The sequence below is a fragment of the Paenibacillus sp. FSL M7-0420 genome (assembly GCF_038002345.1).
Taxonomy (GTDB): Bacteria; Bacillota; Bacilli; order Paenibacillales; family Paenibacillaceae; genus Paenibacillus_AQ.
The window spans coordinates 1,077,617-1,100,186 of record NZ_JBBOCJ010000001.1 but is presented as its reverse complement, the minus strand read 5'-3'; the positions used below and the strand labels follow the sequence as shown (position 1 = coordinate 1,100,186).

At 51.3% G+C, this 22,570-nt stretch carries 21 protein-coding genes and 5 tRNA genes; 3 read left to right on the top strand and 23 right to left on the bottom strand.

The features are described 5' to 3' along the window. Positions 1 to 154: 154 nt before the first annotated feature. Entirely contained in the window at positions 155 to 574 is a 420-nt protein-coding gene (locus tag MKX51_RS04755) for an organic hydroperoxide resistance protein (protein WP_076082511.1), read from the bottom strand. A gap of 186 nt (positions 575 to 760) precedes the next feature. Here MKX51_RS04755 and MKX51_RS04750 point away from each other — a divergent pair, with 186 nt between their 5' ends. Continuing rightward, positions 761 to 1,240 (top strand): glutathione peroxidase, encoded by a 480-nt coding sequence (locus tag MKX51_RS04750; RefSeq protein ID WP_036727508.1) that lies wholly within the window; start codon positions 761 to 763, stop codon positions 1,238 to 1,240. 119 nt (positions 1,241 to 1,359) lie between these two features. On the opposite strand, the gene MKX51_RS04745 is transcribed toward MKX51_RS04750, so the two are convergent. Continuing rightward, a tRNA-Leu gene (locus tag MKX51_RS04745) sits at positions 1,360 to 1,442 on the bottom strand. Between the two features lie 83 nt (positions 1,443 to 1,525). Beyond that, entirely contained in the window at positions 1,526 to 1,903 is a 378-nt protein-coding gene (locus tag MKX51_RS04740; RefSeq protein WP_209876496.1) for a helix-turn-helix domain-containing protein, read from the bottom strand. A 147-nt stretch (positions 1,904 to 2,050) separates the two neighbouring features. Here MKX51_RS04740 and MKX51_RS04735 point away from each other — a divergent pair, with 147 nt between their 5' ends. Next, positions 2,051 to 2,248 carry a hypothetical protein gene (locus tag MKX51_RS04735; protein WP_036697411.1) on the top strand — a complete coding sequence of 66 codons (198 nt, stop codon included), beginning with the start codon at positions 2,051 to 2,053 and terminating at the stop codon, positions 2,246 to 2,248. Between the two features lie 218 nt (positions 2,249 to 2,466). Here the strand turns inward: MKX51_RS04735 and MKX51_RS04730 are convergent, their stop codons facing one another. The 14 genes from MKX51_RS04730 to MKX51_RS04665 form a co-directional block, all read right to left on the bottom strand. Beyond that, positions 2,467 to 3,279 (bottom strand): carbohydrate ABC transporter permease, encoded by an 813-nt coding sequence (locus MKX51_RS04730; protein ID WP_076082389.1) that lies wholly within the window; start codon positions 3,277 to 3,279, stop codon positions 2,467 to 2,469. After that, entirely contained in the window at positions 3,276 to 4,208 is a 933-nt protein-coding gene (locus tag MKX51_RS04725; protein WP_340991386.1) for a carbohydrate ABC transporter permease, read from the bottom strand. The genes MKX51_RS04730 and MKX51_RS04725 overlap by 4 nt, the downstream gene beginning before the upstream one ends. After that, complete coding sequence (locus MKX51_RS04720) at positions 4,208 to 5,554, bottom strand: ABC transporter substrate-binding protein (protein WP_340991385.1); 1,347 nt, start codon at positions 5,552 to 5,554, stop codon at positions 4,208 to 4,210. The genes MKX51_RS04725 and MKX51_RS04720 overlap by 1 nt, the downstream gene beginning before the upstream one ends. 144 nt (positions 5,555 to 5,698) lie before the next feature. Next, on the bottom strand, positions 5,699 to 7,429 hold the full coding sequence (locus MKX51_RS04715; protein ID WP_340991383.1) for a cache domain-containing sensor histidine kinase: 1,731 nt from the start codon (positions 7,427 to 7,429) through the stop codon (positions 5,699 to 5,701). A gap of 2 nt (positions 7,430 to 7,431) precedes the next feature. After that, complete coding sequence (locus MKX51_RS04710) at positions 7,432 to 8,976, bottom strand: response regulator (protein WP_340991382.1); 1,545 nt, start codon at positions 8,974 to 8,976, stop codon at positions 7,432 to 7,434. Positions 8,977 to 9,108: 132 nt separating this feature from the next. After that, the gene (locus MKX51_RS04705) at positions 9,109 to 9,381 is read right to left on the bottom strand and encodes a hypothetical protein (RefSeq protein ID WP_340991381.1); all 273 of its coding nucleotides are present in this window, start codon (positions 9,379 to 9,381) and stop codon (positions 9,109 to 9,111) included. A 490-nt stretch (positions 9,382 to 9,871) separates the two neighbouring features. Beyond that, a tRNA-Leu gene (locus MKX51_RS04700) sits at positions 9,872 to 9,954 on the bottom strand. 118 nt (positions 9,955 to 10,072) lie between these two features. Then, positions 10,073 to 10,147: transfer RNA gene (locus tag MKX51_RS04695), tRNA-Glu, on the bottom strand. Between the two features lie 255 nt (positions 10,148 to 10,402). Next, positions 10,403 to 11,545, bottom strand: coding sequence for an alanine dehydrogenase (gene ald, locus MKX51_RS04690; protein WP_340991380.1), 1,143 nt, complete (start codon positions 11,543 to 11,545; stop codon positions 10,403 to 10,405). Positions 11,546 to 11,722: 177 nt separating this feature from the next. Further along, complete coding sequence (locus MKX51_RS04685; protein WP_339254195.1) at positions 11,723 to 12,919, bottom strand: ABC transporter substrate-binding protein; 1,197 nt, start codon at positions 12,917 to 12,919, stop codon at positions 11,723 to 11,725. A gap of 74 nt (positions 12,920 to 12,993) precedes the next feature. After that, positions 12,994 to 13,695, bottom strand: coding sequence for an ABC transporter ATP-binding protein (locus MKX51_RS04680; RefSeq protein ID WP_340991379.1), 702 nt, complete (start codon positions 13,693 to 13,695; stop codon positions 12,994 to 12,996). A 4-nt stretch (positions 13,696 to 13,699) separates the two neighbouring features. Next, entirely contained in the window at positions 13,700 to 14,482 is a 783-nt protein-coding gene (locus tag MKX51_RS04675; protein WP_340991378.1) for an ABC transporter ATP-binding protein, read from the bottom strand. Beyond that, entirely contained in the window at positions 14,451 to 15,419 is a 969-nt protein-coding gene (locus MKX51_RS04670; RefSeq protein ID WP_340991377.1) for a branched-chain amino acid ABC transporter permease, read from the bottom strand. Before MKX51_RS04670 ends, MKX51_RS04675 begins: the two co-directional genes overlap by 32 nt. 12 nt (positions 15,420 to 15,431) lie before the next feature. Then, a complete protein-coding gene (locus MKX51_RS04665) occupies positions 15,432 to 16,337 on the bottom strand; it encodes a branched-chain amino acid ABC transporter permease (RefSeq protein WP_036723345.1) in 906 nt (301 codons plus the stop codon). Between the two features lie 547 nt (positions 16,338 to 16,884). Between MKX51_RS04665 and MKX51_RS04660 the strand changes: the two genes are divergently transcribed. Continuing rightward, entirely contained in the window at positions 16,885 to 17,709 is an 825-nt protein-coding gene (locus MKX51_RS04660) for a CPBP family intramembrane glutamic endopeptidase (RefSeq protein ID WP_340991376.1), read from the top strand. A gap of 355 nt (positions 17,710 to 18,064) precedes the next feature. Here MKX51_RS04660 and MKX51_RS04655 read toward each other — a convergent pair whose 3' ends face one another. The 6 genes from MKX51_RS04655 to MKX51_RS04630 all read right to left on the bottom strand — a co-directional run bounded on the left by MKX51_RS04655 (position 18,065) and on the right by MKX51_RS04630 (position 22,512). Beyond that, positions 18,065 to 19,147, bottom strand: coding sequence for a Gfo/Idh/MocA family protein (locus MKX51_RS04655; protein ID WP_340991375.1), 1,083 nt, complete (start codon positions 19,145 to 19,147; stop codon positions 18,065 to 18,067). Between the two features lie 13 nt (positions 19,148 to 19,160). Continuing rightward, positions 19,161 to 20,084 (bottom strand): AraC family transcriptional regulator, encoded by a 924-nt coding sequence (locus tag MKX51_RS04650; protein ID WP_340991374.1) that lies wholly within the window; start codon positions 20,082 to 20,084, stop codon positions 19,161 to 19,163. A 43-nt stretch (positions 20,085 to 20,127) separates the two neighbouring features. Then, a complete protein-coding gene (locus MKX51_RS04645) occupies positions 20,128 to 21,132 on the bottom strand; it encodes a Gfo/Idh/MocA family protein (RefSeq protein ID WP_340991373.1) in 1,005 nt (334 codons plus the stop codon). Positions 21,133 to 21,452: 320 nt separating this feature from the next. Further along, a tRNA-Ser gene (locus MKX51_RS04640) sits at positions 21,453 to 21,541 on the bottom strand. A gap of 6 nt (positions 21,542 to 21,547) precedes the next feature. Continuing rightward, a tRNA-Asn gene (locus MKX51_RS04635) sits at positions 21,548 to 21,623 on the bottom strand. Between the two features lie 136 nt (positions 21,624 to 21,759). Beyond that, a complete protein-coding gene (locus tag MKX51_RS04630) occupies positions 21,760 to 22,512 on the bottom strand; it encodes an MBL fold metallo-hydrolase (RefSeq protein WP_340995500.1) in 753 nt (250 codons plus the stop codon). Between the last annotated feature and the right edge of the window lie 58 nt (positions 22,513 to 22,570).

Here is a 22,570-nt window from a genome sequence, read left to right as displayed (position 1 = left end):
AACACTTCCGGCCTTCTCAGACTCTATTTAGCCATTATTCCCAGCTTTGTCCATTCCTACCCGTGGTTCTGCACTCAACATAATGAAAGACCAGACATCCAATGTCTGGTCTTTCAGATAAGCATGCTATTCAATCGAACATTGCTATCTATCTCTACAGAACGTTCAGTTCAACCTCGATATTTCCCCGGGTCGCCTTGGAATACGGGCAGAAATCATGGGCTTTCTTAGCCAGATCCTCTGCCACAGAGCGCTCAATACCCGGCAGCTTCACATCAAGCTTCACGGCCAGCTTGAAGCCTCCGTCGCTCTCGTCCTTGCCGATCAGCACATTCGAGGTAATCTCGACATCCTGCAGCTTTACGCCTTCTTTACGGGCAATATTAGCAAGGGCACTCTCATAGCATGCACCATAACCTGCCGCGAACAGCTGCTCCGGATTTGTCCCTGCACCGCCAGGACCTCCAAGCTCCTTCGGAATTTTGAGATCATGCTTCAGCGCTCCGTCGGACGATTCCACCGAACCTTCACGGCCTCCGCGAACCTTGGCTGTAGCAGTATATAGGGGTTTCAGTTTCACTGTACTCATCTTTAATCTTCTCCTTTTTTAACACAAATTTTGTAAGAACACTTATCCTTAACTTAAACAACCTCACATTTTTGAAACGATCAGGCACATTATTACCTTTTAAAACTTGCTTCCGGCGGTGAATAGTGTACAATTAAATTGTGATAAATCAATGTTCGGGAGGAATCATTCATGAATGTCCATGATTTTGAAGCCAACACCCTGCGGGGCCAGGAAGAATCACTCTCCAAGTACAAAGGCAAGGTTCTGCTCGTCGTGAATACAGCCAGCAAGTGCGGACTCACCCCGCAATATAAGGGTCTCCAGGAAGTGTACGATAAATTCAAAGACCGTGGTTTTGAGATTCTGGGCTTCCCCAGCAATCAGTTTGCCGGACAGGAGCCGGGTGAGAGCGAGGATATTGCCGAGTTCTGCGAGATTAATTACGGTGTATCCTTCCCGATGTACGAGAAAATCAACGTCAAAGGCGCCGACGCCCATCCCCTGTTCAAGTATCTGTCCAAAGAGGCACCGGGAGTACTCGGCTCGAAGAGTATCAAATGGAACTTCACCAAGTTCCTGGTGGACCAGGAAGGCCGTGTGCTGAAGCGGTTCGCCCCGCAGACAACACCGGATCAGATTGAAGAGGATATCGAGAAGCTGCTGCGCTAGAGCGGATTCAACAAAAACACCCTTCTAACCCGGATTAACTCCGTACGAAGGGTGTTTTTGTGTTCAAAAAAAGCCGAAACCCTTGAATGATCAAGGATCTCAGCTTTTATGAAAAAATATGCGGTAGAGAGGACTCGAACCTCCACGGGTATACACCCACTACCCCCTCAAGATAGCGTGTCTGCCATTCCACCACTACCGCGCGGTGTGTCTAACGTTGAAGCATTGTTTGAGGCCAACATTCAATATTATAAATCGGTTGCGCTCAAAAGTAAAGATACCCGCTTAAGAATTTTCGCCTTTCGTATCCTGATCCTTGTCCTGATCCTTGCGGTACTTGGTGAAGGCCAGATATTCCTTAATAAAGTTCTTTTCCTCCGGCAGCAATTCCTCGGTTTGGCAATTCAATTGCCGCATTTGGCCAAAAAAATAATCCTCGCCGCTTTCCTGAATCGTTTGGGGCTGTTTGCCCAGGATCAGCCAATCTAAGCTCACATGAAAAAATGCAGCAATCTCAATCAGCTTATGTGTGCCAGGCGTAGATTTGCCACGCTTCCAGTCTCCCATATTGCCGGTGCTGATTCCGAGCTGTGCACAGAAGGATTTCTTCGTAATTCCTTGCCGTTTAATCAATAGTTCAATACGTTCATAGATGGATTGCATCAGTCAACTGCCTCCCCCAAAAAATATAATACGCAAAAACGTTATTTTTTATTGAAAAATGACGTAAAAAAGTATATAATTAACTATTATTATATCTTTACCTATTTTATATCATACCGGCTGGATAGTCGATACGAGGTGAGCAATCTGAACAGCAAACGCCCTATTACTGCCTACGGCTGGGCCATTAAGCAGCGTCTGGCAGAACTGCACTTGGATCAGAAGAAATTCTGTGAATTACATGACATCCCACCCTATCGGCTGTCCAACCTGATTCACGGTACACGCAAGGCAGACAGATACCGCCGTCAAGTCGCTGAATTATTGAATCTGCCGCCATCTTAGTTCCAGTTGGTGCAGCAGTTCTCCATGTTTAGGCCGACCGGCAATTATTCTTCTTGTAGCTACTGTTATTCTACCTTATCTTGGCAAAATCCTTCTTTTCCCGCGCACTCTATTCATACACAAAAAAACCTCTCCGGTGAAATGGCTGAGTGTACTCCATTTCACCACTAGAGAGGTTTCTTTCCTGTTATTTCCGATTGATTACCGATTCATTGTGTTCAACCTTTAACCGCTCCGCCGGTAAGTCCTCTGACCAGGGTCTTCGAGCCGAACAGGAAGAGAATAATCAGCGGAAGCGTACCGAGGGTCAGACCCAAGATACTGGCTGAATAATCCGTGCGGAAGACGGTGGACAGATTGGCAATGCCCAGCGGCAGCGTGTACAGCTCCGGCTTGTTGATCGTGACCAGCGGCAGCAGATAACCGTTCCAGGACCCGAGGAAGGAGATCAGTCCCAGGGTGCTGATGGCCGGCATGAGGAACGGAACAACAATTCTTGTGAGAATAGCCGGTTCCGAGCAGCCGTCGATCCGCGCGCTCTCAATGACTTCTGTCGGGACGGAGGAGCGGATGAACTGGGTCATGAAGAATACGCCGAAGGCATTATTCAGTCCGGCCAGAATCAGCGGCGCATGGGTGTTGTTCAGGTGGAACCACTTCATCTCCATGACATAAGCAATCAGGCCCAGGTGTCCGGGAATCATCATCGTCAGCAGAATGAAGCCGTACAGCGCATTTTTACCCTTGAATTCATATTTGGCAAAAGCAAACCCGGTAATCGAGGCCACCCCAACCGTCACCAGGGTGAACAACACGGCAACATAGAAGCTGTTCCAATAATTCCGCAGGAAGCTGGCGGACATGATCGTCTGCAGATTCTCCAGCAGATAGCCGCTGGGCAGAATCGGAAGCTGCTTGAACAGGTCCTCGGAATAGTAGGTTCCCATCACAATCATCATATAGAACGGGAACAGGAACGCGATCGCGATCAGACTAAGCAGCAATACGGTAAAAAATTTCTTCGCTCTCATTTGTCGTCACCGTCCCTGTTGATCCATTTCATGCCAACTACTGAGAACAAGGCGATGAACAGGAAGGTGCCGTAAGCAATCGCTGCCCCTTTACCATACTTGAACGCACTGCCGTTGAAGGAAGCATCGAACATGTACCAGATCGGTGTGAAGGTGGACCCGTCTGGCCCCCCTACCATACTGGAGCCGGAAGCCCAGCCGCTGAACAGCAGCATCGGTTCTTCCACCAGCTGCAGGCCGCTGATAATAGAGGTAATAATCAGGAACAGGTTGATCGGCTTCAGCAGCGGAATCGTAATGCGCGTGAACACATCTTTGGAAGAGGCTCCGTCAATGACTGCGGCCTCATAGATGGAAGTATCAATACTGGCCATCCCCGCCGTGTAGAACATGACGAAATACCCGAGGTTTTTCCAGAAGACCATCAGAATGACTACCCAGCGGGAGGAACTGGCCGAGCCCAGCCAATTGATCTTCTCCTGAATGAGGCCCAGCTCCATCAGCATATTATTGAAGAATCCGCCCTGCCAGTCGAACAACAGGGAGAAGATAATCCCGACCGCGACCGGCGTCGTCATATAGGCACTGAATACGCTGAGCCGGAACAAGGTTTTGCGGCGGATCAGCTTGCTCTCGATGAGGCTGGCTACCAGCATGCCCATAAGGACAAGGGCCGGAAGGTATACCGCCATGAAGATCATGACATTGAGCAGGGATTTCCAGAAGAAGGCATCATGGAAAAATAACTGCGTGTAGTTGCTGAATCCGATGAAATTCCGGTTGCCGTACAAATCCCAGTCTGTAAGACTGATATATAGAGTGAAGAGGATTGGGAACAAGCTCAGTACGGCGTAGGATAAGAAATAAGGCGTGATGAACAGATACGGCCATTTATTTTTACTGCTGATTCCTTTAGATTTCTGCATCATTATTCAAATGTCAGCTCAGGGTGGTTCTTCTTCAGCTGCTCTTCCCACTTATCCAGGGCCTGCTTGGCATCGAAGCTGTTATCCTGCGCCATAACCTGCAGCACCAGCTCAGAGGAGCTATAGATATCCTGGTCGTATTTGGTCACCGCTTTGGACTTCATGTTCGGGAACACCTTCTCTACCCAGAACTTGCCGAGATCCTGCCCGCCGAAATATTCATCTGCCCCGGAAGACAGCTTGGAGGTATCCTTGAAGAAGGATTTCAGCGGCAAAATGTAATCGGAGACGGCGAAGTTGGCTTCAGCGCCTTCGTCCGTGCCTAACAGCCAGTTAAGATACGCCCAGGCTGCATCTTTATTCTTGCTGTCCTTCCAAATACCGATAGTAGTACCGCCGTATGGATATCCGCCTTCCGGAGGCACCATCAGACCCCAGCGGCCATTACTGGCCTTGTCGTTAGGCTTGATTACGAATTCTGGCGACCAGTTCGCCGACGGATAAAAGATTACATTGTCCTGCGAATACGAAGCATTCCAGGTGGGTGACCACATTGCCAGCTTGCCCTCTGCGTTATTGTCGCGGATGGACTGCAGCTGAGTGAAGATCCTAAGCAGCTCTTGAGTATTCACCTTGGTTCCGTCTACAACTGCGGTTGTACCCTGGTTGGAGAGGATGGTATACGCATCCATCAGGCTTCCCAGCATGAATGTCTTACCGCCGCTCTTCTCATAGACTTCTTTGCCCTTGGCAATGAAGGTATCCCAATCAGGGAACATTGCAGTCAATGCATCAGGATCATCTGTCCCGAAGTATTCTTTAGCCAGATCACGCTTGTAAGCCAGTGCTCCAGGCGAGCCGGATTGCTCCAGACCGACAAGCTCTCCCTTGCTGTTCGTCAGCAGCGGAAGCTCGAAGTCGAGCAGATTGGAGGTATCGAAATTGTAGGGCTCTTCGGACAAGCTTTGCAGTACGTTAAGCTCATAGAGAGCGCCGCGGAAGGCCGCTTCTCCCCAGATAATATCCGGCAGTCCCGATCCGGCAGCGATGGAGGTCTGGATTTTTTTCAGATAATCCCCCGCCGAGACTTCGACGAATTCCAGCTTGATATTCGGGAACTTCTCGTTGAACTTCGCTCCTGTGCCTTCGAACCAGGCCTTGTCCCAGCCCCATACGGTCAATTTACCGGAAGCATTCGCAGGATCACTTGAGTGATCCGCACTGTTTGTACTGCTGGAGTCTCCCGAAGCGTTGTTGTTGCCATTGCCGCAGCCGGCCAGCACCAAGGTGAAGCATAACGTTAGAACAAGCGCTATAACCGATGCTTTTTTACTGAATAGATTGTGCAAATTAAGATCCCCCTTGCATCTGTTGTGACAGCGGGCGGTTCCTGTAATGTCTTCCGTCCGTCTGTATAGTAGAACTATAAGCTTGAAGGGATCACCCAACAATTAGACGATCTGATGATTTTGTATAAATAATGATAGTGCTTTTCACTCGGACGGTTGCTGCCGGACGGGCAGGAGAACAGACACCTTGGTGCCACCCTGCTCACTTGACCGGATGACGAGGCGGCCTTCCTGCCCGTACAAATACTCGATTCGTTCCCGGATATTCCATAATCCAATCTGCTTCATAGCCCCTGAAGGAAGGCGTGCGGGCGGCAGGGTTCCATTCATAATAGACCGGGCCTTCTCTCGGCTCATGCCGCAGCCGTCATCTCTGACCGAGACCAGCAGCCTTCCGCTGCGCTTGCGGATAATGATCTCTATATGGCCTACAGTCTCTTTCTCTGAGAATCCATGAAAAATAGCATTTTCCACCAGCGGTTGGATCAGGCTTTTCGGAATATAGTCACCCTTCGCTTCCTCTTCTACGCTCCAGATTACCTCAAACCGGTCTGCATACCGGTACTTCTGAATCGTTACGAAGTGATTGATAATGTTCATCTCCTGCTCCACCGTGATATACAGACTGGTATCACCGATATTGACAGCATCATGCAGAATGCCAATGAAGGATTCAACCATCTCTTCGATAGCCGGGTAATTCTTTTTGCGGGCCAGATACACAACCGTATTTAGAGTATTGTAGATAAAATGGGGGTTGATCTGGGCGAACAGCAGCTCGGCCGTCATTTTACGCTTCCAGCGCTCCTGCTCTACCCTTTCGCTCATCTGCCGCTCAATATCCCCAAGCATCGTCTCAAACCCATTCTTCAGCACAGACAGCTCATCATTGCTGCGGAACGAGAGCTGAACATTATAGTTGCCCATAGACACCTGCTTCATCGCTTTGGTCATCTGCAGGATCGGCCGGATAATATTCGAGATGATGGGAAGGAACAACAGGAAGCAGAGCACCAGACACAAGGCGAGGAAGATGGCCCAGTAGCGGACAATATAACCCACCCATTCATAGAACCGTTCATTGGAGGTAAACGTGGAGACAGACCAGTCCGATTTCTCAAAAGCGCTGGCCAGATAATACCCCTTATCATGCTTAACAACTTGAATTCCCGGGCTGTCTGCGCTCAGCGTGTGGGCCGGAAGCTCTGTAGCGGTGCCTTGCTGATAGAGCAATGATTGACCCGGGCCGATCCAGGCTACCTGGTCGAAGGACTGGCCCAAATACTGGAACAGACTCTCAAAAGCTGCATAATCAATATTCAGAAGCAGCACTCCGCCATACTGGGGATCAAAACGGATAAAGAAGCTGACGATTTTTTTGCTGTCAGGGTCCTGGATGATATGGGGGGCTGTGAACCCGCTTTTGCTATTGTTCTTCAAAGCATCCTGATACCAATCCTCTTGCAGCAGCCGTTCAAAATACGGGTCAATATACAGGGAGGACCAGAAAATCTTACCGTCCGAGCGGACGATGGCCGAGCTCTCAAGGTAGTCCCGCAGTACATTGAATTTGGTTAGCTGAGTGACCACATCGCGGTATGCACTAAGCTCGTCATACGTAGAGGAATACTTCAACCTTGCAGCAAACTGCTGAAGCAGCTCATCATTGACCATATTGGCGGCATATTTCTGCACATCGTCAATCAGGTGATTCATCTGATTCGTGGTCTGCTCCAGATGGATGGTATCCTCACGCAGGGCCTGCGCTTCGAGAATCGAAGAGAACTGCTCATACGCCAGAGCACTGATGGCCGTTACCGACAGCGTAACGATCAGAATCACGCTGCCGAGAATTTTATTCTTAATTTTTCGCATAGCTATTCCCTGCCCCTCTGTTGCAGGAAATCCTTGGGCTGTATACCCGTGGTTTTTTTGAAGACCTGGCTGAAGTATTGGCTGGTTTTGTACCCTACCTTCTCCGATACCTCGTAGATCTTGTACTCACCGGTCTGCAGGAGCTGCTTCGCCAGCCCGATCCGATATTCCGTCGTGTAGTCGAGCAGCGACTGGCCGGTCTCCCGCTTGAAGGTTGTCCGCAGATGGATGCTGCTGATCTGCAGATGGCCTGCGACCGTCTCCAGGGACAGATCGGGATCGGCGTAATTTCCGGCAACATACTCCATCGCTTTGTTCACCCAGCGGGAATACTGCTTCGGACTCTGCGGCTGCTGCAAGCAGTCTTCGAGAATCCGGTACAAGCTGTTAACTACTTGCCGCGCGTCTGTACCCAGCACTTGATCAGGGCTGGGGCTTCCGTCCTTACGGCATGCGTCATGAATCTCACCCATGACGGCGCGCAAATCTCCCAAGTAGGCCTGGGTGGCGATGTGGTCCAGACCGGTCTTCAGCCGTTCCAGCAGGCCGCGTTCCGGGGATAGCAGGTATGCTCTGACCTCTTGGGCAATACCGGTAGCTTCTCCGGCAGAAGCAGCCTGCTCCAGCAGAAATACACCGCCCGGCGGCAGAAATATGGAAAAATCATATGCCTGTCTCATCGCCGCATACCGGCGGTCCGGCAATTCTGCACCATTGCCTGCGGAGAGGATCACTCTGGGAAGGTTGCCCCGATAATAAGACTCCAGGCAGACCTGGATTTGGGCCGCGAGCTGCCGCAGGTTATAATGCTGGAGCAGCAGACTGCTGGAAGAGGTTAACTTCAGCAGCACGATGTATCCGCCTTCATCCATCTCCAGAAGTTGAAGCTCCTCCAAGTCCGTTGTCTGACGGCGGATCTCTTCTTCGATATTCTTCCATACCAGAGCAGTGGTACTGCGTGCATTACTCCGGCTACCGTCCAGCTTCAATGCGGCCTCCAGCTCGAAATACAGCAGTCCGGGCTGACCCTGCTGATAATCTGCCACGAGACGGTGCAGCCGGGATTCCTGATTTCCTGCAGGAGCCTGATACTTGCCTGCTAACATATCCTTAAGCAGGATATGGAGCGCATGTCCGTGCCCTTCTTCCTCAGCGGCCTCCGCTGCCAGACCTTCCTTCAGCAGCTTTAACTGTTCCAGCAGACGGTTACGGCTGATCTCATGCTTAAGCAGATAATGGGCCGCTCGCAGCTCCAGCGCTTGCCGGGCATAGTCAAAGTCACGGTAAGCGGTGAGAAAGATCAGCCGGGTCCTGGGAGCAAGCTGAACCACATGACGTCCCAGCTCCAGCCCGTCCATAGGGGACATGGAGATGTCGGTAATCACAATCTGCGGCTGCAGCTCCTCGAATTTCCGCAGTGCCATGCGCCCGCTGGTCGCCTGGGCGACCACTTGGAAGCCATTCTCCTCCCACGGAACCGAGTGGTACACATGATCTAGTGCAAGCGGCTCATCATCTACGAGCATGACTGAAATTAATGAATTCACTGTAGAAATCCCCCGTCCCTGTCCAATCCTGATATATATGCAGGTATAACGGAACATGGAGGCGCTGTCAATGGAAAGGCTTCCCTGACGGACAGCCGCTTCGGCAGGAAAATAAAAAAACTCACAGGCGGGTTATCCCATAACTCCATCCTGTGAGCCACTATAATCTTGCTTTTGATTAAAATATGTGTCAGAGCACCAACTGATCAGACCGTCCCGCTCTTTCTCACGAATCTTGACTAACTGGTTCAGCACAAAAATCCGCTGCACCATATCTTCCGCCAAACGCAGCTGATTCGTGTAGTAATCGATCTCCCTCTGATAAGCCGAATACTCTCCATTGTTATGAGCAGCATAAGCTTTAAGCAACTGAAGGTGAAGATCATAAATCTCGGAGTAATTCATTACCGTAGACTACCTCCTAATCAGGCGTTTACTAGTATTGTTTCCAAGATTGATAGAATTATACGGCAGAACTCCACTCTTCATTTAAAATCGCATATTGGTACGCATCATGCCACACAGGCTGCCTGCCTTCTCTCATCGGCCGCTTGTATGGAGAATTGTTGCACTTTTTGCAAGATTCCTCTATATCTATGACTGGCTGAAGCACAATGTTGCATTATTTGCACAATTTCCGGTGCAGAGAGCAAGTTAGCACTGGATTTGTTGCATTTCGTGCATGATTTCAGCATAGACCTTCTCTATGGATCAGTATTGTTGCAATTCTTGCAGGATTCCTCTATAAATGTTACTGGCTGTGGGGCAGGGGAACCATCCTTCGGCGCAGCAGCACCATTGTATTCGGGTTTTCGCATAGACGAAAACTATAATTCCTATATCAAAAAAAACAGAGACCCTTGAATCATCAAAGGTCTCTGCTCATTCCATGTTATGCGGTAGAGAGGACTCGAACCTCCACGGGTATACACCCACTACCCCCTCAAGATAGCGTGTCTGCCATTCCACCACTACCGCATATTGGTGACTCGTATGGGATACTCTCCACTCCGTTACGAGATTGCGAAGTATTCCTTACGAAGCCTATGCTTCAACGAACCCAGGGAATTCTCATCCCATAATCCATAGAAGAATTTGGTGACTCGTATGGGATTCGAACCCATGTTACCTCCGTGAAAGGGAGGTGTCTTAACCCCTTGACCAACGAGCCAAATTTTAAGTTTTTCTTCGTGACAACAAAAATGAGTATATCAAACGCTGGTGGATTTGACAAGCCTTTTTCAAAAAAATCAGTTCAACTCGAAGCTTGGTCGTCACTGCGGTGAACATTTGGACTTCCGGCCGCTGTTGTGTTTGGATTTCCTGATTAATACCACTCTCGTGGTAGAAATCCAAACACAAAGGCGGTCGCTACCGCTCCTACAGTTCCAAATTTCCCCTCCGCTTCTTTTTGCTTTTCATTATTTTATATAGATCGGTTCTCCTCACCCGCAGCCAGCACCTGGATTCCATCCGCGTATTCATACCCCAGACTCTTCGCCACCGCAGCATTGGTCACCTGTCCAGCTACCACATTCAGGCCGCGCGCAAGCGCCGCGTTCTTCACCGCAGCCTCGCGGATGCCCAGATTGGCAATCTGTAGCGCGTAGGGGATCGTCACGTTGGTTAGTGCCAGTGTCGAGGTTCGGGCGACCGCTCCGGGCATATTAGCTACAGCGTAATGGACCACGCCGTGCTTCACATAGGTCGGGTTCTCATGGGTGGTGATCCGGTCAATGGTCTCGATCGACCCGCCCTGGTCAATCGCAACATCTACGATAACAGAGCCTTCCTCCATCTGCTTCACCATGTCCTCTGTAACCAGTTTCGGGGCACGGGCACCGGGAATCAGCACCGCCCCGATCAGCAGATCCGCCCGGCGCACAGCCTGCTCCAGATGATAGGAATCCGACATCACGGTCACCAGCCGTCCGCCAAAAATATCATCCAGCGCGCGCAGACGGCCCGCATTCAGATCCAGCACGGTGACGCGCGCGCCCATGCCCAGCGCGATCTTCGCCGCATTGGTGCCAACGATGCCGCCGCCGACAATGACGACCTCTCCCGGCTGCACGCCAGGCACACCGCCCAGCAGAACGCCTTTGCCGCCATGCGGCTTCTCCAGCAGTCCGGCACCGATCTGGACCGCCATGCGTCCGGCGACCTCACTCATCGGAATCAGCAGCGGCAGCGAGCCGTCTTCAAGCTGAATCGTCTCATAGCCCACAGCGGTCACACCGCTATCCACCAGTGCTTTGGTCAGCTCTGCTTCAGGTGCCAAGTGCAGATAGGTGAAGAGGATCAGCCCTTTGCGGAAATAACCGTACTCCTCCGGCAGCGGCTCCTTCACTTTGATAATCATCTCCGCCTTGCTCCAGACCTCAGCAGCCGTATCGAGTATCACTGCACCTTTATCTGAGTACTCCTTGTCACCCATGCCGCTGCCCGCTCCAGCAGAAGCTTGAATATACACTTCATGACCTGCCTTCCGGAGCGCTTCCACCCCGGCCGGGGTGATGGCGACGCGGTTCTCGTTATTCTTGATTTCTGCGGGTACGCCAATAATCATGCCGATTCCCCCTCAAAGTTGTTCTATTATAGTCAATATTGTATCCCTGTAAGATGCGAAAAGAAAGGCTCCCATTCGGGGCCTTCCTCTTCACGGTTAAGGTGAGGCAAGAGGCTCCCTGGCCTCCTGCGGACCGGCTCCCCGTTCCCTTCACCTCAGTATATGCAATTTCGCCGCTTAAGGATTAACCTTGGTCTCAAAGGTTTGCTTCCCGTCCACGAATTTCAGGACAACTGCTGCTTTGACCGGGTCATGCTTGTCGTTCAGGGTGATTTTGCCTGTAGCGAGCTGCAGATCCTTAGTCGCTGCCAGTGCTTCTGTAATCTTGGCCGGATCAGCTTCACCCGCACGGGTAATCGCATCAGCTACCAGCTTCAAGGCATCATAGCCCAGGGCCGCCATACCATCGGGAACCGCTCCGCCGTTAGCCGCCTTGTAGGCGTCTACGAAGCTGGTTACTTCAGGAGCTGTATCTTCAGGCGAGTAGTGATTGGACATGAACGTGTTCTCCAGCGCTTTGGCACCGGCGATTTCCGCCAGCTGCGGGGAATCCCAGCCATCGCCGCCGAGGAACGGAACGGTGATGCCCATCTCACGGGCCTGCTTCACAATTTTACCTACTTCTTCATAATAACCAGGCAGGTAGATGACATCCGGGTTCGCTGCTTTGATCCGGGTCAGAACTGCTTTGAAGTCCGAATCCTTCTGCTGGTAGGACTCCTGGCTCAGCACCTCGCCGCCTTTGGCCTTGAAGGTCTCTTCGAAGAACTTCTGCAGACCCTTGGAATAGTCGGACGAAGTGTCGGTATAGATGACAGCCGTCTTAGCCTTCAGGGAATCGAGCGCAAAGTTAGCCATTACCTCCCCCTGGAACGGATCGATGAACGCCGCGCGGAACACGAATTCATTCACATTGCCGCTGCGCTCATCCACAGTAACCTTCGGATTGGTAGCTCCTACCGAGACAAGCGGAATCTTTTTCTCCGTAGCTACCGGAACGATCCCCAGCGTGTTGGTCGAAGTGGATGCGCCGATAATGGTCACGACCTTATCATTGGTGATCAGCTTCTGTGCCGCCTGGGTAGCTTCTTCAGACTTCGATGCATTGTCTGCAACGACCAGCTCCAGCTGCTTGCCGAGTACACCGCCTGCGGCGTTGATCTGGTCAACCGCCAGCTTTGCGCCCTTGGATGCGGAGTCGCCGAAAGAAGCCTGACCGCCTGTGAGCTCAAGGTCAGCCCCGATTTTGATGGTGCCTCCGGCAGTATTTCCGCCGCTTGCAGAGTTACCGCTGTTCTCTGTGTTGTTGCCGCAGCCGGATGCTAATACCGCAGTCAATACTGTTGACAAGATAATGGCCCCAAGTTTCTTCATAGTTTCTCCCAGCCTCCTGATTATTTAGTTTATATATGTTGTTTCTGTGATGCTGCTGTAGTATGGATAGCCTGCTAGTGCCCGAGATAAGCCATTTTGATCTCATCGGAATCGGCCATTTCCTTGGCATCCCCTTCAAGCACGACCCGGCCTGTCTCCAGTACATAGGCACGGTCGGCGATTTTGAGCGCCTGGTGCGCATTCTGCTCGACCAGCAGGACAGTGGTTCCGGCATCGTTGACTTCCTTGATAATCTTGAAAATATCCTGGACCAGCAGCGGCGCCAGCCCCATCGACGGCTCATCCAGCAGCAGCAGCTTCGGGTGGCCCATCAGGGCGCGCCCCATCGCCAGCATCTGCTGCTCCCCGCCTGACAGCGTTCCGGCTTGCTGCTTTTTGCGCTCCAGGAGACGCGGGAAGGTACGGTAGACATGCTCGAAGTCCGCAGCCAGGCTGCTTCCATCCTGCAGATAAGCGCCTAATTCGAGATTCTCCTCGACGGACATATTGGCGAATACACGCCGTCCTTCGGGGCAGTGGATCAGCCCTTCTTTGACAATCGCCTGAACGCTTTGATTCGCTATCGATTTATTCAAGAATTCAATACTTCCTGTCTTAGGCTTCAGCAGCCCCGAGAGCGTCTTAAGCAGCGTAGATTTGCCGGCGCCATTGGCACCGATCAAGGTCACGATCTCCCCCTGCTTCACGGTGATGCTCAGATCCTTCAAGGCATGAATTGCTCCGTAATATACGTTGATTCCCTGTACTGTAAGCATGGCGCTACGCCTCCTGTCCCAGATACGCTTCGATGACCTTCGGATTGTTGCGGATCTCCGCCGGCGTTCCGTCAGCGATAAGGATTCCGCGGTCCAGAACGTAGATGCGGCTGCAGACCCCCATTACCAGTGACATATCATGCTCGATCAGCAGAATGGTCAGGTCGAATTCCTCCCGGATCCAGGCAATCAGATTCATCAGATCACGCGTCTCATTCGGGTTCATCCCGGCTGCCGGCTCATCAAGCAGCAGCAGCTTGGGTCCAGCCGCAAGCGCCCGGGCAATCTCCAGACGCCGCTGATTCCCATAGCTCAGGTTGCTCGCCACCTCGTCACTCTGGTCAGCCAAATTGAAGATTTTGAGAATATCCATCGCCTTCCGGGTAATCTCCTCTTCGCCCCGGAAATGCTTCGGCAGACGTAGCATCGAAGAGAACAACGAGTGCTTCGCATGCTGATGGAAGGCAATCTTAACGTTCTCCAGCACGGTCATAGCCGTGAACAGGCGGATATTCTGGAACGTACGCGCAGCGCCTTTATGATTGATCTTGTAGGGCTTCATCCCGCCGATAGACTCATTGTTCAAAAGAATGCTGCCCGACGATGGCGGGTACACTCCGGTCAACAGGTTGAACAGTGTCGTTTTACCGGCACCGTTGGGTCCGATTAGGCCGATCAGCTCGCCCTTATCAATATGAAGAGAGACCTCGCTGACCGCCTTCAGTCCGCCGAAGGCCCGGCTGGCCGCTTTCACATCAAGGAGTACCGCTGCTCTCGATTGCGTCATTTGCCTTTGCCTCCTTTTTGCTGAACTTGAAGAATGAGAATTTGCTTACGCCAAGCAGGCCGCTCGGACGGAAGATCATCATCAGAATGAGCACGATGGAGTAGATAATCATGCGCCATTCCGGGAATTCACGTAAGTAGGTGTACAGCAGGGTAACGAACACCGCACCCACGATAGAGCCTGCCGTACTGCCCAGCCCCCCGAGCACCACCATAACGATGATTTCAAAAGACTTCAGGAAGTTGAAGCTCCCCGGCGTAATGACATAGAACGTATGGGCCGACAGTCCGCCCGCCATACCTGCAAACAGCGCACCGATGGTGAAGGCGATGATTTTGTAGCGTGTTGTATTAATCCCCATCGCCTCAGCGGCAATCTCATTCTCGCGGATCGCAATACAGGCCCGGCCGTGAGTAGATCTAATGAAGTTATTAATCAGGACGACTGAGAGCAGAGTGAAGAAGAAGAGCATGGTCCAGGTGGTCTTGGCTGGAATCCCGCTAAGCCCTGAAGCTCCGCCGACATATTCCGTATTCAGCATAATGATGCGGATAATCTCACCGAAGCCCAGCGTCGCAATAGCCAGATAGTCCCCGTTAAGCCGGAGCGTAGGCATCCCGATTAATACACCGAATACCGCTGCCAGCAGTCCGCCCGCAAGAATCGCCGGAATGAACGGCACATTATAGTCAAGGGTAAGAATCGCCGAGGTATACGCGCCCACCGACATGAATCCGGCATGACCAATGGAGAACTGTCCGGTAATCCCGGTGATCAGGTTCAGCGACACGGCCAGCATGATATTAACTCCGATGAGCAGCAGCATAGACTGATTCACATCACTAAGTATTCCTGTTGTTAGAAGAACTTTTACAATTCCATAGAACGCAAGGGCAATAACAATGCCCAGCCAGAATTTTTTATTTATCTTTTTCACGGCAGCTTCCCCCTACACTTTCTCCCGGACATTCTTGCCGAACAGCCCGGATGGTTTGAAGATAAGGATTAGAATCAGTACCGCAAAGGCTACGCCGTCACGCCAGGACGAGAACCCGAGGGAAGAAATCTCTGTCTCAACGGTTCCCAGCAGCAATCCGCCAACAAGCGCACCCGGTATACTGCCAATCCCTCCAAGCACTGCCGCGACAAAAGCCTTCAGCCCGGGCATTACGCCCATGAGAGGATCAACCGAATTGTACGTCATGCCGAAAATCACGCCCGCTGCAGCGGCAAGCGCTGAACCGATGGCGAAGGTGGCGGAAATGGTGCGGTCTACGTTGATGCCCATCAGCCGCGCCGCTTCTACATCGAAGGATACGGCCCGCATGGCTTTGCCCGTTCGGGTGTACCTGACGATATATTGCAGCACCAGCATAAGAATTATCGTTGTTAGCAGAATCATAATCTGATTGGATTCGACCTGGATGGAGGAACCAAACAGGTGATACTGCTTCTTATCCATAATATCCGGGAAGCCCTTGGCCTGCGGCCCAAGGATCAGCACCCCCGTATATTCAAGCAGGAAGGATACACCAATGGCTGTGATCAGCGCCGCGATCCGTGTGGATTTACGAAGCGGCTTATACGCCAGACGTTCAATGCTGATACCTAGCAGTGCACTGATCGTCATCGAGATCATCAGCGACAAGAGCAGTACAACGATAGGCGGCAATCCGGCATTCGCCAGGTATTTGGCACTGTACAGACCGATGAACGACCCTACCATGAATACATCGCCATGCGCAAAATTAATCAGCTTGATGATACCGTACACCATTGTGTAACCAAGGGCGATCAGAGCGTAAATGCTGCCTACGGATATTCCGTTTATTAGTTGCTGAATGAAGTACTCCATCGCCATCCCCTTCTCCCCGTGTTCATCTTGTATACCCCTTTCTCTGTGCTGCTTCTCTTTTCTTGGATTATGATGTCATTTATATTAACACATGGTCAGAGAATCGTCACTAATAATTGTGGGAATTAATACAAAATTCAATAGTTGGTGTTATATTACATAACATGATATATGTAGGATTCAGTAGGTTATTGTAGGTTTGCGAAAAATGCGCAGAAAACAGGAGAAAAACAGAGGATTTTCAAGCAGGAACGTTTTAGAAGTTGTTTCCTTTTCTTATACAATACTTTTTTTCTGCGTAATTAATATAACATTTGTCTCTTTACAGCATCATTCCTTCAATTAATTAAAGGGGTAACGGATTGAACCAGCAGTGTATGGAGGTGGAGGTCAGGCTGAAGGGTAGAATAGTCTCCCTACATCTACAGTCTCATTGATGACTGGGCCAAGGTCCCAAGGGGCTGCTAGGCTCCAGATTGTTCCTCGCATTTCCGTTCGTTGCTATACTCTACCAAGCATTACACACATTCAAAGGAGTGAAATTGAAATGAGCACCATTGAAAAAAAGGAGACCGTCCAATCTGCCAGGAGAGGCTTGCTAGTATTCTTCCTGTTACTCATTCCTCTTACGGCTATTAGTTACATACTGGCTCTTACTGTAACGCCTGTGTATGGCTTGCTGCTGATGTGGGCGCCCGGAATATCCTCCATACTAACCCGTATTCTGCTGCGTGAGGGCTTCGCGGATATCTCCCTGAGATTCGGGGGACGGCGCACGCTCAGGACGATTCCATTCATCTTGTTGTTGCCGGTGGCGGTTGGCTTGGTGGCCTACGGGACCGCTTGGATCACAGGACTGGCAGAGTATACCGGACACAATGGCAACGTTATCGGTTCGCTGGTCTGGGCAATCCTTATTCAAATGTCCATCGGGACCGCGATGGGAATCATCAGCAGTGCAGGCGAGGAATTAGGGTGGAGAGGCTACATGCTGACCCGGCTCATAGAGGCCCGCGTCCCGAAGCCTATTCTCATGAGCGGACTGATCTGGGGCGTGTGGCATATCCCGGCGATTCTAATCGGCAGCTACTATTCAGGCCCTTCTCTGGCCTTATCGGTCGTATTGTTCATGGTAACCATCAGCTCATTCAACATCATTATTAGTCTATTGCGCTTAAGCACGGGGAGCCTATGGCCGGCAGTTCTGCTCCACGCCTCATGGAATGCTATCATTCAGGACGCTTTCGACCGGTTCACCAGCGGGAAGAATGCCTATCTCTGGACGGGTGAGTCTGGGATACTAGTGGCTGTTACGCTTGTGATTGCAGCGTGGTTCTTCTACAGAAGATCTGCGCTAGATGTCAGATTGTAAATGGAAATTCGGCAAATACAATACAGCTGGCTTTTTTGAGCAGGATCAACGTTAGCACTTGGGTGGACGCTCCGCAAACGGAACGTTGTTACAATCGCTGTTGTGTCCAGATTTTTTTCATTCCCCTTAGCGGTGAAAATCCGGACACAAAGGCGACCGCTGCCGCTTTTCCACAATCGTTCCGTCCTCTCCGCTGTTTAAGCGGGATGCGAAAACACATTTTTTCAACACAAGAAAACCACCCAAGCATCAAGGGACCAAAAACAGAAAGCAGCAATTCTCCTATAAGAGAATCGCTGCTTTTTTAACATTTGAAGCTTTTACGAAATTTGAGATCTGACCTGACAATGATCGCCTAGTCTAAATATACAGCCTTACCCGTCTGGGCCGATTCATAGATGGCCTCCAGAATTCGGGAGACCACATAAGCCTGTTCAGGAGTCACAACCGGATCTTTATCCTGTTCGATCGCTTCGATCCACTTTCTTAATTCGATATCCGTAGATTTCTCCTCTTTGCCGTCATAGAAGGCCACTCCCCCGGCACCTAGCTCAATTTTATTCGTGTATAGCTTGCTGTGCTTCTCCCCGTTAATCCGGAGACCATCTTTCATGTCCGCACCCGCTTCGGTTCCACTTAAGCTGCACTTGGCTTCATCCACGTCAAGCGAATTCAGCGCCCAGCTTGCTTCCAGCGTAATCGTTGCGCCGTTCTCCATTACAATCATCCCGAACGCAGAGTCTTCCACGGTGAATTTCTTCGGGTCCCAGGGCCCCCAGGCGTTGGCAGCATCTTCTTTTTGGGAGAGCTCGTGGTATTTGGTCCCCAGCACAACCTTCGGTTTGTAGTTGTCCATCATCCAGAGCGTCAGATCCAGCGCATGGGTTCCAATATCAATAAGCGGGCCGCCCCCCTGCTTCTCCTCATCCAGGAACACCCCCCAGGTAGGGACTGCTCTGCGCCGGATAGCATGTGCTTTCGCATAATAGATATGACCGAGCTCGCCTGCTTCACAGACTTTTTTCAGATACAAGCTGTCTTGCCGGAACCGGTTGTCATACCCTATAGTCAGCTTCTTCCCTGTACGTTTCGCTGCTTCAGCCATACGTTTGGCGTCGGCTGCTGTTTTGGCCATGGGCTTCTCACACATCACATGCTTGCCCGCTTCCAAGCCCGCAATGGATATTTCCGCATGCGCATCATTGGGAGTAAGCACATGAACAATATCAATGGAAGCATCCTTCAATAATTCCTGGTAATCCGTATAGACAGCCGCATCCGCACTGCCGTATTGTTCAGCAGCCGCTTCAGCCCGTTCCTTGATAATATCGCAAAAGGCCACCACTTCAACCTTATCCTGTCTGCTTAAGGCAGGCAGATGCTTCCCGTTCGCAATTCCTCCACAGCCGATCACGCCAACACGATACACTTTGCTCATAGCCATCTCATCCTCACTGTTCAAGTATTTTTCGGGCCTTGCGGTAAGCAGCCGGGGTCATGCCCAGCCGCTTGCGGAATACCGAATGCAGATAGGTTGCATTGGTGAACCCCTCAGACTCCGCGATGTGTTCGATCGACAGGTTGCTGGCTTCAAGCTTGCTGCACACCGCCTGCAACCGGATGTCTTCAAGAATCCGGCTGAAGGTGTGATCCGGATCAACCTGCTTAAATATCCGCTGTAGCTGCCTCGGACTAATATTCAGCTTCTCCGCAACATTCTCCAGCGTCACGGCTGCTGAATAATTCGCTTCCATGTACTGAACAGCATATTGATAGCGGTAGGTCACCATATCCCGTACGGGTGCCGCAGCTCCCATCCCGCCTGCATCATATGCTCTGGTTACCTTCAGCAGGATACTGATCACGAGATGCTTGATAGAGGTGTAATATCCCGCAAGCTTGCCGTCACAGGCCTCATAGGCTTCCAGAAAACACTTCATCGCCCTGTGATAATCCTGCGCTGGGATCAGCGGCAGCCTCTTCAGCTTCTCCACGCATTCCTCTGCTTCCGCAACCTCCCATGGGTCTGCATCGTCTCTCTGCTTCTCCGCAATGTTGACATGCAGACATAACTCCTCCATCGACTCTTCCGCATCCGCTTCCTGACGGTGCATCACTCCCGGTCCGGTCAAATAGAGCATTCCCTCCGATAAAGGATACTGCTGATCCCCAAGAATGACCGTTCCCTTGCCCCGCGGGATGAAATGAAATTCAAATTCAGCATGGTTATGGAAATCAATGACCTTCCCCGGCGGAAAAGAGGTCAAATGAAACCGGAGAACAGAAATTTCATAATGTCCCCACAGGATGGAAATATCCAGTCTTTCCAGCAGATCCATCTTCTCAAACATAATCTCGAAGGGAAAAGGGCTCATGTTAACCTCCTGCTTGAGCTGCGCTAGGTACCCGGGTAAACGATCAGGACTTCAGTTCCGCTAAGCGGACCACCCGTCCTGCCTTCGCCGAGAGATTCGCCGCCTCCATTAACCGGGTAAGCTCCGTTGCCGCTTGAATATTGTCAGAAGCAAGCGTGTTGCTCTGGATGTGGGCCACCCACTGCTCAAAAGCGCTGTCACGGTTGGCCCGCACAGGCGTATCGTTCCAGGCAGCCCCTTGATCTGCTGCTTTATTACTTCTAACCAGCAGCTTCGCTTCAGGCGTTCCATAGAGCAGAGTTCCTTCCGTTCCATGCACTTCTATGGTAAAAGGGGAATAGCTGTTCACGAAGCCGGCTTCCACCACACCGATTGCTCCCGAATCCGTATAGAGCGTCGCAACTGCGTTGTCTTCCACTTCCTTGCCCGTCACATATCCGAAGCTCGCGCTGACCCCGGTCACCTCTTGACCCAGAAACAGCCTGGTCAGGTACATGGGATGACATCCCAGATCAATCAAAGCCCCGCCCTGGCATTGCTCCAGGCTATAGAAATGCTCGGGAAGCCAGTTGGCCGTTGCACCGTTATGCGATAAGCGGACTCTGACATACGTAATCTCCCCTAGCAGTCCCTGGCTTAGAATGTCTTGAACCGATAACGTATAACCATCATTCAGCCGCGGCAGGGATACGGTTAGCTTCACTCCATGAGTCTCGACCTCTGAGAGGATTTCGTTAACCTCACTCAGCGTTGCAGCTACAACCTTTTCGGTGAAGATATGCTTACCCGCTCTGGCCGCCGCAATCATGACCTCCCGGTGCATCTGGGTTGGCGCATCGACAATAACGGCATCTATATCCTTCCGGGCAAGCATGTCATCCAAAGAATCATAGAACGGGACATTCAAGCTCTCTGCCGCCTTCCTGCCCCGCTCCGCATCCTCGTCCCATACCGCAGCAATTTCCGTATCTCCATGCTCCTGGGCCTGCTTCGTATAATCCCAGGCATGTACATGCCAAAAGCTGATCTTGCCAATCCTAATGCTCACTCACCTGCACCTCCATATACATTATTCTGACATCATCTATAAAGTATCACATAATAAGCAGGATTTTTAGTAGATAAATGCGACATCAATTATATGGAATTACGACATCAGACAGGGAGATCGTATCATCCAGAGATTCAGCTACTCCCGCTGGGTGAACGCAAAAAAGGAGCTCAATATGAGCTCCTTATGTGTTAATTGAAGAACGGAGAGAGAGGGATACTCTCGCTACGCGAGAGATTGCGAAGAGTTCCTCACGAAGCTTATGCTCCAACGAACCACCGAGGGTTCTCATCCCTAGCAGGGAAGTTTAATCAAAACGGAGAGAGAGGGATTCGAACCCTCGCACCGCTTACGCAGTCTAACCCCTTAGCAGAGGGTCCCCTTATAGCCACTTGGGTATCTCTCCAAGTAATGGCTCCCCGAACAGGACTCGAACCTGTGACAACTCGATTAACAGTCGAGTGCTCTACCAACTGAGCTATCAGGGAACATTAACATGAACAAGGATTAATTTATCATGATTCTACAGGTTAGTCAAGCGCGTAGCGAGAGATTATGAGATCGTTTACAATTACTCCACATCCCGCTTGGCTCTTACACTTCATCCCGCCTGACTCTCCTGCATCAGATCCACTCACCGTCCAGCGGTACCGCAACACGGCCGGACAAGCCTTCCTGCTCAAGGCGTTGCTTCAATAGCTCCCTCGTCACATGGCAGTGGTTAATCGTATCCATATGCACAGCAATCACGGAGGCGGACGGAGCGGCATGACACACCTCTACAATATCCTGTTCGTTCATGGTAATGGGGCCTCCGCTGAGGAAGCTGGCACCTCCGGCGTTGACAATAATCACCTCCGGCGCTTCCCCGGCTATCACCTGCTGAACCTCTTCGCACCAGATGGAATCTCCCGCCAGGTACAGCACAGGTTCGCCCTCCGCCCGGAAGACGAAGCCGGAGACCTTGCCCATTAATTCTCCTATCTCCCCTGTCCCGTGATGCCCGCCTGTACGTGTCAGGGTCACACCGCCGACGGACACAGAGCCGATATCCATAATTTCTGTAACACGCCCAAAGCCTTGGGCAGCAATTCGCTCCCCATCACCTTCCTGGCAATACACCGGCAGTGCCTTGGACAGTGCTTCTGCCGCTGCTGCATCCCAGTGATCCTGATGAAGATGTGTAATCAGCACAGTATCCGGCTCCAGCCACTGCTGAACCGGACCAGGCAGGGATACCAGGGGATTCCGGCGTTCATCGCCCGAATTCATAATCGGCGGATTCACACCCTGCGCACTCAGCATGGGATCGATCAGAAACGTCGTACCGCCGTATTCCAGCCATAGGGTGGCGTGGCGGATCAGCTTTATTTTCATCATATGCACCTCTTCCCGGATCTCTTCCTTAAGATCAAATTCTGATACAATAAGTATA

What these genes read in the sequence shown, in the direction of transcription:
- MKX51_RS04750 (WP_036727508.1), top strand. Translation starts at nt 761, where the DNA reads ATGAATGTCCATGATTTTGAAGCCAACACCCTGCGGGGCCAGGAAGAA.
- MKX51_RS04740 (WP_209876496.1), bottom strand. Translation starts at nt 1,903, where the DNA reads ATGCAATCCATCTATGAACGTATTGAACTATTGATTAAACGGCAAGGA.
- MKX51_RS04730 (WP_076082389.1), bottom strand. Translation starts at nt 3,279, where the DNA reads ATGAGAGCGAAGAAATTTTTTACCGTATTGCTGCTTAGTCTGATCGCG.
- MKX51_RS04725 (WP_340991386.1), bottom strand. Translation starts at nt 4,208, where the DNA reads ATGATGCAGAAATCTAAAGGAATCAGCAGTAAAAATAAATGGCCGTAT.
- MKX51_RS04715 (WP_340991383.1), bottom strand. Translation starts at nt 7,429, where the DNA reads ATGCGAAAAATTAAGAATAAAATTCTCGGCAGCGTGATTCTGATCGTT.
- MKX51_RS04705 (WP_340991381.1), bottom strand. Translation starts at nt 9,381, where the DNA reads ATGAATTACTCCGAGATTTATGATCTTCACCTTCAGTTGCTTAAAGCT.
- ald (WP_340991380.1), bottom strand. Translation starts at nt 11,545, where the DNA reads ATGATTATTGGCGTACCCGCAGAAATCAAGAATAACGAGAACCGCGTC.
- MKX51_RS04685 (WP_339254195.1), bottom strand. Translation starts at nt 12,919, where the DNA reads ATGAAGAAACTTGGGGCCATTATCTTGTCAACAGTATTGACTGCGGTA.
- MKX51_RS04680 (WP_340991379.1), bottom strand. Translation starts at nt 13,695, where the DNA reads ATGCTTACAGTACAGGGAATCAACGTATATTACGGAGCAATTCATGCC.
- MKX51_RS04675 (WP_340991378.1), bottom strand. Translation starts at nt 14,482, where the DNA reads ATGACGCAATCGAGAGCAGCGGTACTCCTTGATGTGAAAGCGGCCAGC.
- MKX51_RS04665 (WP_036723345.1), bottom strand. Translation starts at nt 16,337, where the DNA reads ATGGAGTACTTCATTCAGCAACTAATAAACGGAATATCCGTAGGCAGC.
- MKX51_RS04660 (WP_340991376.1), top strand. Translation starts at nt 16,885, where the DNA reads ATGAGCACCATTGAAAAAAAGGAGACCGTCCAATCTGCCAGGAGAGGC.
- MKX51_RS04655 (WP_340991375.1), bottom strand. Translation starts at nt 19,147, where the DNA reads ATGAGCAAAGTGTATCGTGTTGGCGTGATCGGCTGTGGAGGAATTGCG.
- MKX51_RS04650 (WP_340991374.1), bottom strand. Translation starts at nt 20,084, where the DNA reads ATGAGCCCTTTTCCCTTCGAGATTATGTTTGAGAAGATGGATCTGCTG.
- MKX51_RS04630 (WP_340995500.1), bottom strand. Translation starts at nt 22,512, where the DNA reads ATGAAAATAAAGCTGATCCGCCACGCCACCCTATGGCTGGAATACGGC.